Raw genomic sequence first — 12407 nt, forward strand, 5'->3', positions numbered from 1 at the left:
CATCCACACGACGGACAAGGCCATGACGCGCACGAGAAGCCGCATCGAACGTTCACCCAGGCAAGCCATCGAAGAAGAAGCGGGGCACGCAGCCGCACCACCGAGGCTGACGACCCTCATCCTGCTTTCGGCACTGGCCGTGCTGCCCGTCAACATGATCCTGCCGTCGCTGCCGAAAATCGCCGCGGCATTCCATGCCGATTTCGCCCTCGTGAACCTCTCCGTCGCCGGCTTTTCCATCGTGACTGCGTTCCTGGAAGCGATCGGGGGAGCGATATCGGATCGCTTCGGCCGCAGGCTGGTCGTGCTGACGGCACTCTCCGTCTTCATTGTCGCCTCGATCGGCTGCGTTATCGCGCCCAATATCGGCATCTTCCTGCTATGCCGCATGATGCAGGCCTGTATCGGACCCTGCTATTCCGTCGCGCTCGTCGTCATCAAGGAAACCTCCGACGATCGGGAGGCCGCAAGCAAATTCGGCTATCTCGCGATGGGATGGGCGCTGGCCCCCATGGTAGGGCCTCTGCTCGGCGGAACCTTGGACGAGCTTTTCGGCTGGCAGGCGAGCTTCGTCGTCCTCGCGATCTTCGGTGTTGCCGCCTTCCTTCTGTCCCTGCGCGAATTGAAGGGATCGCAAGCGCCATCCCTGGCAGCACCTGGAAACTATCTGGCCTCCTATGGGCTGCTTTTACGTTCGGCACGGTTCTGGGCCTATACGCTCTGCATGGCCTGCTCGATGGGGGTTCTCTATATCTTCCTTGGGGGAGCACCGCTTACGATCGGCGATACGCTTGGCGGATCGAGCGCAAGGCTCGGCTTCTATATGGGCCTGATCCCCGCCGGCTTCATTCTGGGCAGCTATCTGGCCGGCCGCTACGGGGCGAAAATCCAGCTCGGCACGATCCTTGTCGCCGCACGGCTTCTAACCTGCCTTGGCCTGGCAACCGGTCTTGCCTTGTCGCTATCGGACACGATGCATGTTTGGGCGCTCTTTGGCCCCTGCATCTTCATCGGCATCGGCAATGGCCTCACCATGCCGGCCGCCAATAGCGGCGCGATGTCGGTACGAGCGGATATGGTCGGAACAGCTGCGGGACTGGCGGCGGCCATGCGGATATCGGGCGGCGCGATCATCGGCTCTCTTGCCGGACTGTTTCTTGCCCAATCCCCGGTCATTCATACCTTGTTCGCCCTGATGCTGATGTCAGCCTTGCTCGCATTGCTGGCTGCATCCTGGGCTGCGATGATCGAAAAGCGGGGTTAAGAAGATAGAGCCTTTCCACGTTTTGAAGACGTGCGGAAAGGCTTTATCCGACATGTTTGCTCATATGGACGAGAAGGCCATCCTTGAGCGGCTCTTCGCGATCGATCGCGTAGCCGTTCTTCAGATAGAGTTCCACATTCTCGGCAAAGCGCTTGTTGGTATAGAGGCGGATATCGTTCACACCGAGCGAGGCGGCAACCTGCTCGGCATGGGCAAGCAGCCTCCTGCCGATGCCACGCCCTTGATGGCGGGGCGATACGGCGATGTTCTCTATCAGCAGATGATCGCCGCCGGCCACCATCTCGATCAGGGCCACAAGCTCGCCATCAGCCTCAAGGAGATCGATGCGATGCTTCCGCACCGCTTCGGCGTAGTCAGCCGTCATCGGCAGCGGTTCACGACCGATGAGCGGCACCCATTTGCCATAGGCCTCGCGTGTCAAGGCACGAATGGAGCCAACATCGGCATCGGTCGCCGCACGCAAGAAAATCTCTTCCGCCACTTCCAAACTCCCTTTCGGTCAGCCGACCCAATTGTGCAGCTCTTGCAAGGGGGGCAGGCTTCCACTGCCGGATATGTCAAGCTGGCAGAATCCTGTAGCCGCCTGTATCCCGTGTCACCCGCCCAAAACCAGTGATATGCCCACCGGCGACGATCCACCCCTGACGGGCAGCGTCCTCCAGGGCGGCGAGACGGGTTCTGGCCGCCTGCCCGGGATCGAGATCATAGGTCAGTCCGATCTTCGGATCGACGGGCTGCAGATCCCCCAGATGCAAGGTATCGCCCCAAAGGAGCAGGGAACGGTCCTTACCGCGAAGCAGATAGCCGATATGGCCGGGCGTATGACCCGGCAGCGGATGAACCTCTATGCCTGGCAGCACTTCCCCTGCCCCGATCCGTCTTACGCGCGCGCCATAGACCCGCTGCAGCTGCTCGGCAATCTTGAAACCGCCGCGTCTCGCCTCCGGCAGCGCTTCACGTTCGGCTGGATCGGTGAAAAAGGCGATATCGCGTTCCGATACGAACACCTCTGCATGCGGGAAGTATGCCGTGTCGCCATCGAAGAGACCGAGCGCATGATCGCCGTGGATATGAGTGAGCAAGACGCCCTGGACCTCATCAGGCGAAACTCCCGCGTCACGCAGCGCTGCACGCGCATGGCCATATTTCGGCCCCCAGGACGAGCCAGTCCCAGCATCGAAAAGAAAAATACCGGCCGGTCCGCGCAGAAGGAAGCAGTTCACATCAACCTGAAGCGTCGGCTTGCCCCAGCTTGCGATCGCATGCTGCCGGGCAACATCGCCGTCCGCGTGGATCAACACGTCCGCCGGCGCCTCAAAGAGGCCGTCAAGCAGAAGCGTAACGTCGTACTGCCCAATATGGAGGGAATGATCGGTCATGACTGTGCTCCGCCTGGGATTTGCAAAAAAGAAAGGGGCGGATCAGTGAGCCGCCCCTTTTATTCTATTCTCACCTATGCTCAGGCGCCGTAGACGACGAGCAGGTCCTTGGCGTCGATCTGGTCGCCGGCACTTACCAGTACCTCGGAGATCGTGCCGTCCTTTTCGGCATGCAGCGCCGTCTCCATCTTCATGGCCTCGATCGAGACGAGCACATCGCCGGCCTTGATCGCCTGGCCGGGCGAGACGAAGACGGTGGAGATGACGCCCGGCATCGGCGCGCCGACATGGGCTGCGTTGCCGACATCGGCCTTGCGGCGAACTGCGCTTCCGGAAGCGCCGTGGGCACGATCCGGCACCTTGATGCGGCGCGGCTGGCCGTTGAGCTCGAAGAACACCGTCACCATGCCCTTGTCGTCGGTCGCCGTCATTGCCTGGTTGACGATGACGAGGGTCTTGCCCTTCTCGATTTCGGCAAAGAGCTCGTCGCCCTCCTTGAGGCCGTAGAAATAGGCCGGCGTCGGCAGCACCGAGACGGGGCCGTAGGTGTCAGCCGCCAATGCATAGTCGGTGAAGACCTTCGGATACATCAGGTAGGAGGCGAACTCGAAATCGTCGACCTTGCGCTCGAGCTTGGTCTCGATGACCTTGCGCTCCGCATCGAGATCGGCTTCGGCGAGCAGAGAGCCAGGGCGCACGGTATAGGGCTTGTCGCCCTTCAGAGCCTTCTTCTGCAGGGCTTCCGGCCATCCGGCGGGCGGCTGGCCCAGATCGCCCTTCAGCATGGAGACTACCGAATCCGGGAAGGCGATATCCTTGGCCGGGTTCTCGACATCGGCGACCGTCAGATCCTGGCTCACCATCATCAATGCCATGTCGCCGACGACCTTGGAGGACGGCGTCACCTTGACGATATCGCCGAACATCTGGTTGGCGTCTGCATAGGCCTGAGCCACCTGATGCCAACGGGTCTCGAGACCGAGCGAGCGGGCCTGTTCCTTGAGATTGGTGAACTGTCCGCCCGGCATTTCGTGCAGATAGACTTCGGAAGCCGGTCCCTTGAGGTCGCTTTCGAAGGCGGCATACTGGTTGCGCACCGCTTCCCAATAGAAGGAAATGCGACGGATCCATTCGGGATCGAGGCCCGGGTCCCGCTCGGAACCCTTGAGGGCTTCGACGATCGAGCCGAGGCAGGGCTGCGAGGTATTACCGGACAACGCATCCATTGCCGCATCAACAGCATCGACGCCGGCATCGACGGCAGCAAGCACGGTTGCGGCTGCAATGCCCGAAGTGTCATGCGTGTGGAAGTGGATCGGCAGCCCGGTCGCCTCGCGCAGCGCCTTGAACAGCACCTTCGCTGCCGCCGGCTTCAGAAGGCCGGCCATGTCCTTCAAGGCGATGATATGGGCACCGGCTTTTTCCAGCTCGACGGCGAGATCGGTATAGTACTTCAGATCATATTTCGGGCGAGCGGAATTGAGGATGTCGCCCGTGTAGCAGATCGCCGCCTCGCAGAGCTTGTTTTCCTCGGCAACCGCATCCATCGACACGCGCATGTTCTCGACCCAGTTCAGGCAATCGAAGACGCGGAAGAGGTCGACGCCGCCTTGAGCCGCCTGGCGGACGAAATATTTCACGACGTTGTCGGGATAGTTGGTGTAGCCGACGCCGTTGGCGCCGCGCAGCAGCATCTGGAGAAGCAGGTTCGGCGCACCCTCACGGATCAGCGACAGACGCTCCCATGGGTCTTCCGTGAGGAAGCGCATGGAAACGTCGAAGGTGGCGCCGCCCCAGCATTCCAGAGACAGGAGCTGCGGCAAAGCGCGCGCATAGGTGCCGGCAACGCCGGCGATGTCATAGGTGCGCATGCGGGTCGCGAGCAGCGACTGATGGCCGTCGCGCATCGTCGTATCGGTCATCAGCACGCGCTTTTCGTTGCGCATCCATTCGGCGAATTTCTGCGGGCCAAGCTTGTCCAGCAGCTGTTTGGTGCCATCCGGAACAGCGCTATCGAGATAGGGCACCACCGGCTGGGCAGCCTTGGGCGACGGCGCGGGACGGCCGCGCGCCTCGGGATGACCGTTGACGGTGACATCGGCAAGATAGGTCAGGAGCTTGGTGGCGCGGTCCTGGCGCTTGACCTGCTGGAACAGCTCCGGCGTCGTATCGATGAACCGCGTCGTATAGCTGTTGTCGCGGAATTTCGGGTGGGTGATGATCGCTTCGAGGAAGGTAAGGTTGGTCGCGACGCCACGGATGCGGAATTCGCGGAGCGCACGGTGCATGCGCGAGATCGCTTCCTGCGGGTTCGGCGCCCAGGCCGTTACCTTCACCAGCAGCGGGTCGTAGTAGCGGGTGATGATGGCGCCCGAATAGGAGGTGCCGCCGTCGAGGCGGATGCCGAAGCCCGAAGCCGAGCGGTAGGCGGTGATGCGGCCGTAGTCCGGGATGAAATTGTGCTCCGGATCCTCGGTCGTCACGCGGCACTGCAGCGCGTGTCCGTTGAGGCGAATATCTTCCTGCTTCGGAACGCCCGATTCCGCCGTGCCGATGGCGAAGCCGTCGAGGATATGGATCTGCGCCTTGACGATATCGATGCCGGTGACGACTTCGGTCACGGTATGCTCGACCTGGATGCGCGGATTGACTTCGATGAAGTAGAATTTGCCGGTATCGGCATCCATCAGATATTCGACGGTGCCGGCGCCGACATAGTTCGTCGCCTTGGCGATCTTCAGCGAGTATGCCGCCAGTTCCTGGCGCTGCGCCTCGCTGAGATAGGGCGCCGGCGCACGCTCGACGACCTTCTGATTGCGGCGCTGAACCGAACAGTCGCGCTCGAAGAGATGAACGACATTGCCGTGCGTATCGCCAAGAACCTGGCTTTCGACGTGCCGGGCGCGCTCGACGAGTTTTTCAAGATAGACCTCGTCCTTGCCGAAAGCGGCCTTCGCCTCGCGCTTGGCCTCCGTCACTTCCTTGGCGAGATCCGCCTCGGAGCGGATGACGCGCATGCCGCGACCGCCGCCGCCCCACGAGGCCTTGAGCATGACCGGATAGCCGATTTCGGCCGCCATCTTGGCGACCACCGCCATATCGTCAGGCAGCGGCTCGGTTGCCGGCACGACGGGCACGCCGACGGAGATTGCCAGATTGCGCGCAGCAACCTTGTTGCCGAGCTGGCGCATCGTATCGGCGCGCGGCCCGATGAAAATAATGCCGGCGGCATCGCAGGCGTCGACGAATTCAGGGCTTTCCGACAGCAGGCCGTAGCCAGGATGAATGGCATCGGCGCCGGAAAGCTTGGCGACGCGGATGACCTCGTCGATCGACAGATAGCTCTCGATCGGCCCGAGGTCGCGGGCCAGATGCGGGCCGCGGCCCACCTGATAGCTTTCATCGGCTTTGAATCGATGCAGCGCGAGTTTGTCTTCCTCGGCCCAGATGGCCACCGTTTTTATGCCAAGCTCGTTGGCGGCGCGGAATACGCGAATGGCGATTTCAGAACGGTTGGCTACCAGGATCTTGGAAATGGGCAATGCAGTCTCCTCACGGCATCGAAACGGGCAATGCTGCACCCGCGAAGAAAATTCTTAACTTCTTGTTACGAGAAGTGTCAATTTCCCCGACGCTTCGGAAATCAAAATTGTTGCCGCTACGGAATAAGTCCGTTTCTGAAAGCGATGGCAACAATGTGCTGCCGGTTCTTCGCATTCAGCTTGTCCTGGATACTGTTCATGTACCAGTCGACGGTGTGGTTGGAGATAGTAAGCAGGCGGCTGATCTCGATCGACGTCATGCCTTCGGCCAGGTGGCTGAGCACCTCCATCTCGCGCTTGGTCAGCTTGGCATCGACATTTGCGGCCTCTTCCAGCGATTGCGCTTCGTCGCGCAGCTCCAGCAGGCGCCAGAATGTCTTTCTGGCAACGGCATCGAAGAGAGACAGCTCCGTCGGCGACAGATCCACCGCGTCGCCGCCGATCGTCATGCTGCCGAGCAAGCCGTTGCGGCCGTGAATCGGGAAAATATAGCCGTCGAGCAGGCCGTTGGCGCGGGCGTCCGCCATCATCTGCTCCATCCGGCGGCGCAAAGGATCGCTCTTGAGCGCGGTCATGGCATCGCGCCAGCGGAACGGCCGCTGCGCCCGGCCGAGATAACGCGCAACCGGGTCGACAAGCATGTATCGCTTGTTCTCGTAGGTCAGTGGCCATTTGTCCGGCCAGCGGCCGGCAAGCATGAAATTCGCAAGATCGATGTTTGGCCGCGGTTGTTTCAGCAGGCCATAGAAGTCGAACTTGTAGGAACGAAGCACCAGCTCCAGTTCGGTAACGACATTCTTGGCAAGCTTGCATTCCTCTATGACCACAAGCAGTTGTAATAACGAATGGATATTCACATCTACCCCTTGGCTTTACAGCCTGAATTGCTGGCGCCCGGACATTCCCATCGATGTCTCGCCTAGCCCAAAACGCGTCCAATCGCCGGCAACATACTCAGCCCGGAACAAAATTAAACGCTTTTGGCGAAATTTTTATCATTCAACCTTAGATGGCAGATCTTGTGCGATATGGCAACGCGACACCAAGGCAGTTTCAAACTGTCACATTTTAACCAAAACCGATAGGGTCAACTATATATACTCGCGCGCATGACGCGAAAAATCGCTTTGAAAAACAGCGCAGGATTCCGTTAATCGCCGGTTCAGGTAGCGATCTGTAGCATCCCAACATTCCGAGTTTTGCCGATGCAAAGAGGGTGCCAGACGTGTCACTGTTCAAAGTCTATGCGAGAGCCCTGAAGTATCTTGGCGCGTATCGATACCGCGTTTGGATGGTCGTGATCGCAAACATCGCTTTAGCGATGACCACCATCTACGAGCCGGTTCTGTTCGGCCGCATCTTCGATGCGATTGCCAAGAAGGAAGCCGTCACGCCGACCATGGCGTTGTGGGCCGGCTTTGCCGTCTTCAGTGCAGTAGCCTTCATCGTCGTGTCCCGCGAAGCCGATCGCTTGGCGCATGGTCGCCGCGCATCCCTGCTTACCGAGGCATTTGGTCGCATCATCTCGATGCCGCTCTCCTGGCATAGCCAGCGCGGCACTGCGAGCGCGCTGAATACGCTCCTTCGCGCCTGCGAAGCCCTGTTCGGTCTGTGGCTCGAATTCATGCGCAACCATCTGACGACTGCCGTCGCGCTCGTCGTGATGGTCCCGACCGCCATGGCCATGGACCTGCGTCTTTCGGCCGTGCTCATCCTGCTCGGCACCTTCTACTGGATCATCGGCCGCCTGGTCATGAACCGGACGAAGGATGGCCAGACCTCGGTCGAAAGCCATTACAATACCGTTTTCTCGCATGTGAGCGACTCGATCAGCAACGTGTCCGTACTGCACAGCTATAACCGCATCGAAGCCGAGACCAAGGCGCTGAAGTCGTTCACCGAACGTCTGCTGGCCGCCCAGTATCCGGTTCTCGACTGGTGGGCCCTTGCCGGCGCTCTGAACCGCACGGCGTCGACCGTTGCCATGATGGCGATCCTGATGATCGGCACCGTGCTTGTGCAGGACGGCAGCCTGAGCCTTGGCGCGCTCATCACTTTCATCGCTTTCGCCAACGTGCTGATCGGCCGTCTGGAGCAGCTGCGCAACTTCGCGAACCAGATTTTCGAAGCCCGCGCCAAGCTCGTGGACTTCTATACGCTGGAAGATTCTGTCCGCGACCGCGAAGAGCCGGCTGGTCTTGCCGAGATCAAGGACGTCAAGGGCGAGGTGGAATTCCGCGACGTTTCCTTCGGCTTCGCCAACTCGTCGCAGGGCCTGCACAACATCTCCTTCACGGTGAAGGCAGGCCAGACCGTCGCCATCGTCGGCCCGACCGGCGCCGGCAAGACGACGCTCGTCAACCTGCTGCAGCGTGTTTTCGATCCGCAGTCTGGTCAGATCCTCGTCGACGGTCACGACATCACCAAGGTGACGCGCAAGTCGCTGCGCCGCTTCATCGCCACCGTCTTCCAGGATGCCGGCCTGCTGAACCGCTCGATCAGCGATAACATCCGCCTCGGCCGCGAAGGTGCGACGCAGGAGGAAATGATCCGTGCCGCCCAGGCCGCTGCCGCCAACGACTTTATCGAAACTCGCGAAGGCGGCTACGATACCCGCGTCGGCGAGCGTGGCAACAAGCTCTCGGGTGGCGAGCGCCAGCGTATCGCGATCGCCCGCGCCATCCTGAAGGACGCGCCGATCCTCGTGCTCGACGAAGCGACCAGTGCGCTCGACGTCGAAACCGAAAACCGCGTCAAGTCGGCGATCGACAATCTGCGGCAGAACCGCACGACCTTCATCATCGCGCACCGCCTGTCGACGGTACGCGAGGCCGACATGGTCCTCTTCCTGGACAACGGCCGTATCGTCGAGAACGGCAGCTTCAATGAGCTCAGCCAGAGCAACGGCCGCTTCGCCGCCCTGCTGCGCGCCAGTGGCATCCTGACGGACGAGGAAGTCCGCAAGGCATATGCCACCGAAAGCGAAGCCGCCTGATCTTCGCAAGGGGTCCAAGATCGAAGCCGGGAGAGCACTGCTCTCCCGGCTTTTTGCTATCGAGGCTGGCCCGGACGATATCTGTCGGGCAAGCGCGATGGCACCGCAACGAGGGCCTCAGCCCCCGCAAACCAAACCTTCACCCCTTTGAGCGGGGAGAGGCGCTTGCCGCGCAAGATCTGCGCCTTCCATCCACACGGGTACCGCAAGCGCGAGAAACAGTCCCCGCTTCCGCCTGTGGGAAGAGGATTAGGGTGAAGGGCTTTGGTTGCGAGAAACCTGCATCGGGATGACACGACCAACTGAAAAAGAGAAAAGACCCGGCAGAGAACCGGCCTTTCCATCTTGTGATCGGAGGTCGCCTCGACTGGGCCCAGCCGGGAAGTTAGCATCGACGGTCAACCGGGATTGGGTCAGAACTTGCGCTGGAGCATGTCGCGCAAAAGTGTGCCGCGGTTTTGCGACTACGATATGCGTGAAATCAAAGAGCTAAAGCGCGTGAAGCGAATCTTAGAGATCGCGACGCGCTTTAGAAGCGGAGGAGCCTGCCCGCCGGGCTCGATCGACAGCATACCAGTTCGAGCAGGGATTCAGGCTGGACCGAGAGATCCCTGACCGGACGCCTGGCCCTTAAACGCCACAAATACGAGCTTGCTGAAGCGGTTGCTGCTCGGCAACGACAACGGCGTCGGCAGCCGCTTGCGCTCCCGAGCGCGGCCACGCCGGTGGCCGAACCACTCCGTTCATGGCTTGCACATAATTCAAGCGAACTCAGCGGTGCTTCCCAGCCGCGGCGGACACAGCCGCCGTTCCTGCCGGGATCTTTGCCGACCGCTGGCCGGCAATCTGAAGCCGCTTGTGCTCGAGATGGTAGGCATAGAGGAACTGCGCGGCGATGCCGATCACCACATAGATCGCGCCGACGACAGGGCTCTTGTTGGTCACGTAGAGAAGAACCTGGCCGGCCATGGCGAGGATCGTACCCGCAACGAAGATATTGAGCGAATGCCGCCCGAGGATCGTCAGCGGATGATGGGCCGAGCGGCGCAGGAACTGCGAAATCGCAGGCACACTGACGATCAGATAGGCCAGCGCCAGGACATGCAGCAGCCGCGGCAGCGACAGGAAGGTTTTGTCGAAGCCGGTCACCACGGTGGGCAGGCCCAGCATCGCGAGATAATCACCAAGCACCCAGAGCTTGTCGGTGACCCAGACGAAGGATACCAGAACATAGACGGCGGCAAGCGCGATCAGCGCCGGATGCGCGGGAATCCGGCCACCCTTCTTCACATGCATGCAGGCGGCAAACCCGATAACGAACAGGAATTGCCAGGACAACGGGTTGAGGAACCAGAAACCTTCTAGCAGCGTCGTGTGAGGCGCGATGTAGTAGATGCCGGACACCAGCCATACGCCGGCTGAAACCAGAAGCAAAAGCAGCGGGCTTCTCGCCTCCAACAGCATGATCAGCGGTAGCATGACAAACAGGGCGGCATACATGGGCAGGATGTTGTTATAGCCGATCTGGTGCCCAAGCGTGAGCAGCGCCGGAATTCCGCCGGCCGGATCCATGAGCACGGCGAGAATATTCACCTCGCACAACAGACCCTTTTGCTGAAATATCCACGCGCCGGAGATGAAGAGCACCAGCGTCACGAAGGTGGTGATCATATGCGCGGTATAAAGTGTGAAGGCACGTCTGACCGCTTTCCACGCCACCGACAGCCTGCTGCCGGGAGAAAAGCGGGTTCCGTAGGCAAGGCCGACCGATATGCCGGAAATCAGCACGAACGCTTCGGCTCCGTCGGAGAAGCCGAAATTCTTTGAGGTCATGAACTCGAAAATCTGCCCCGGCACATGATTGATGAAGATCATGATCAGGGCCAACGCCCTGAGGACGTCCAGACGCGTATCTCGCTGAGACATCGGCTTCGGCAGAATGTTCTTTTTTGCCGTTGCCGGGCCGATATTCGCCCCTGAGTTCATGAAACTCTCCTGTTCCGACAATCAAATGCGATCGAAGCCAAAGAGTTCCCTCCTTGCCGCCGAACGACGACGCAAAACAGTGCAGAAATGCGACTGTCTGATCGGCTGCGCCTCCGGGGAAACGCAACCGACCGTAAATTTTGATGACCGAGTAACCGCCGCATCGGGCGCTTTTGAGACGGAATTAGACATTTTTCCGCCCAGCGGTTCAACACCCGCTCAAGAGCCGTTCCATGTCGAAAGCTGCCTCGACGTAACATGACATCTTCCATCCCGATACGGATGACCCAAAAGCCTTCGATCGCCACACAACACTATACCGATCGGCGGATCCTGCACGTCAGGTCCAGCCGCCTCGGCCGGTCAGTCTCTCGCTAGCATAAATATCAGCCGCCGCGAGTCGCGGCTTTACACGATCGATATCGGCCCAATCACGATCGCGTGCAAGCTCGATCAGGCTTGCATATCGAGCAGCAGCCGATCTTTTGATTTCCTTGCACAAGCGAGGCGAGCACGTAAAAGGCGCGGCATCGACAATCATGTCGGCCACGCCTTCAACGCCAGTTATCGTGGGAAGAAATTATGAAGAACGCGACCGGCAGCAGAGCCCTCAGATCGCCTCATGCGCAAACGGCTTCGGTCAGACCACGATGCCGCAAACAATAGCCGCGACAAACAGGAACGCCGCCGAGAACAGCACGACGTGAATGGCCGTCTGAATCTTCTGCCGCGTCTTCGTAGCCCGCTTGGAACCATCGAACTGATTCACATGCGCATTCGAAATGCCCAAATTCGCCATGTGTTGCCTCCGTTCGTTTTTCTTTATGCGCCTCGTGTCGAACTCGAAACAGACATTCATACATTTCCTATCAATTAGGTAGAGATGAATTTCTGTCCAGAAGATCGCTCGAGAAAAAATAAACCACTGGATTGCTGGGGCTCAAAAGATCGGCAAAGCCAAATCAGCAGAGAATGCGACGAGCCCAAATCAAGCTGCGCTCTATGGCGCTTGCGTCGGCAGCCTGCTCTTCGGCAGGTCCGGCCTGGCGGCGGCACTTTTCATCGGAAAGAGAGGCAGACCGTGCAGCTTCCTGTTTCGCCGGTATCGGCGGATGGAGATAGCCCATCGTCATGCCACCCATGAAAAACATGCCTGCCTCCACTTACGTGTGACCCATGATCGGGATCACGAAAGTTAACCGCCATTAACGAGATCATGA

9 protein-coding genes are annotated in these 12407 nt (G+C 60.0%); 2 read left to right on the forward strand and 7 right to left on the reverse strand.

Features of this window, described 5'->3' with window-relative positions; genetic code table 11:
• Positions 1–22: 22 nt before the first annotated feature.
• On the forward strand, positions 23–1264 hold the full coding sequence (locus tag ACIQJ2_RS20295) for an MFS transporter (protein ID WP_400670956.1): 1242 nt from the start codon (positions 23–25) through the stop codon (positions 1262–1264).
• Between the two features lie 43 nt (positions 1265–1307).
• Here the strand turns inward: ACIQJ2_RS20295 and ACIQJ2_RS20300 are convergent, their stop codons facing one another.
• From ACIQJ2_RS20300 to ACIQJ2_RS20315, 4 genes are all read right to left on the reverse strand, one after another.
• Positions 1308–1766 carry a GNAT family N-acetyltransferase gene (locus ACIQJ2_RS20300; protein ID WP_400670958.1) on the reverse strand — a complete coding sequence of 153 codons (459 nt, stop codon included), beginning with the start codon at positions 1764–1766 and terminating at the stop codon, positions 1308–1310.
• A gap of 76 nt (positions 1767–1842) precedes the next feature.
• Positions 1843–2664 carry an MBL fold metallo-hydrolase gene (locus ACIQJ2_RS20305; protein ID WP_400670960.1) on the reverse strand — a complete coding sequence of 274 codons (822 nt, stop codon included), beginning with the start codon at positions 2662–2664 and terminating at the stop codon, positions 1843–1845.
• An 80-nt stretch (positions 2665–2744) separates the two neighbouring features.
• Positions 2745–6206 (reverse strand): pyruvate carboxylase, encoded by a 3462-nt coding sequence (pyc, locus tag ACIQJ2_RS20310; RefSeq protein WP_400670963.1) that lies wholly within the window; start codon positions 6204–6206, stop codon positions 2745–2747.
• Between the two features lie 116 nt (positions 6207–6322).
• Positions 6323–7063: an autoinducer binding domain-containing protein gene (locus ACIQJ2_RS20315; RefSeq protein ID WP_400670966.1), complete on the reverse strand. Its 741-nt coding sequence runs from the start codon at positions 7061–7063 to the stop codon at positions 6323–6325.
• Between the two features lie 368 nt (positions 7064–7431).
• On the opposite strand from ACIQJ2_RS20315, the gene ACIQJ2_RS20320 reads away from it, so the two are divergent.
• Positions 7432–9201 carry a glucan ABC transporter ATP-binding protein/ permease gene (locus ACIQJ2_RS20320; protein WP_400670969.1) on the forward strand — a complete coding sequence of 590 codons (1770 nt, stop codon included), beginning with the start codon at positions 7432–7434 and terminating at the stop codon, positions 9199–9201.
• 771 nt (positions 9202–9972) lie between these two features.
• Here ACIQJ2_RS20320 and ACIQJ2_RS20325 read toward each other — a convergent pair.
• The 3 genes from ACIQJ2_RS20325 to ACIQJ2_RS20335 all read right to left on the reverse strand — a co-directional run bounded on the left by ACIQJ2_RS20325 (position 9973) and on the right by ACIQJ2_RS20335 (position 12338).
• Complete coding sequence (locus ACIQJ2_RS20325; protein ID WP_400671266.1) at positions 9973–11127, reverse strand: OpgC family protein; 1155 nt, start codon at positions 11125–11127, stop codon at positions 9973–9975.
• A gap of 700 nt (positions 11128–11827) precedes the next feature.
• A complete protein-coding gene (locus tag ACIQJ2_RS20330) occupies positions 11828–11986 on the reverse strand; it encodes a hypothetical protein (RefSeq protein ID WP_199150978.1) in 159 nt (52 codons plus the stop codon).
• A 163-nt stretch (positions 11987–12149) separates the two neighbouring features.
• The gene (locus tag ACIQJ2_RS20335; protein ID WP_199150977.1) at positions 12150–12338 is read right to left on the reverse strand and encodes a hypothetical protein; all 189 of its coding nucleotides are present in this window, start codon (positions 12336–12338) and stop codon (positions 12150–12152) included.
• Positions 12339–12407: the final 69 nt, after the last annotated feature.

This window comes from Rhizobium sp. NPDC092011, from assembly GCF_044756305.1.
In the GTDB taxonomy this organism is placed as follows: domain Bacteria; phylum Pseudomonadota; class Alphaproteobacteria; order Rhizobiales; family Rhizobiaceae; genus Rhizobium.

Bases quoted from the DNA above. Each gene is read 5' to 3' on its own strand.
- ACIQJ2_RS20335 (WP_199150977.1), bottom strand. From the start codon at position 12,338: ATGTTTTTCATGGGTGGCATGACGATGGGCTATCTCCATCCGCCGATA.
- ACIQJ2_RS20330 (WP_199150978.1), bottom strand. From the start codon at position 11,986: ATGGCGAATTTGGGCATTTCGAATGCGCATGTGAATCAGTTCGATGGT.
- ACIQJ2_RS20325 (WP_400671266.1), bottom strand. From the start codon at position 11,127: ATGTCTCAGCGAGATACGCGTCTGGACGTCCTCAGGGCGTTGGCCCTG.
- ACIQJ2_RS20295 (WP_400670956.1), top strand. From the start codon at position 23: ATGACGCGCACGAGAAGCCGCATCGAACGTTCACCCAGGCAAGCCATC.
- ACIQJ2_RS20305 (WP_400670960.1), bottom strand. From the start codon at position 2,664: ATGACCGATCATTCCCTCCATATTGGGCAGTACGACGTTACGCTTCTG.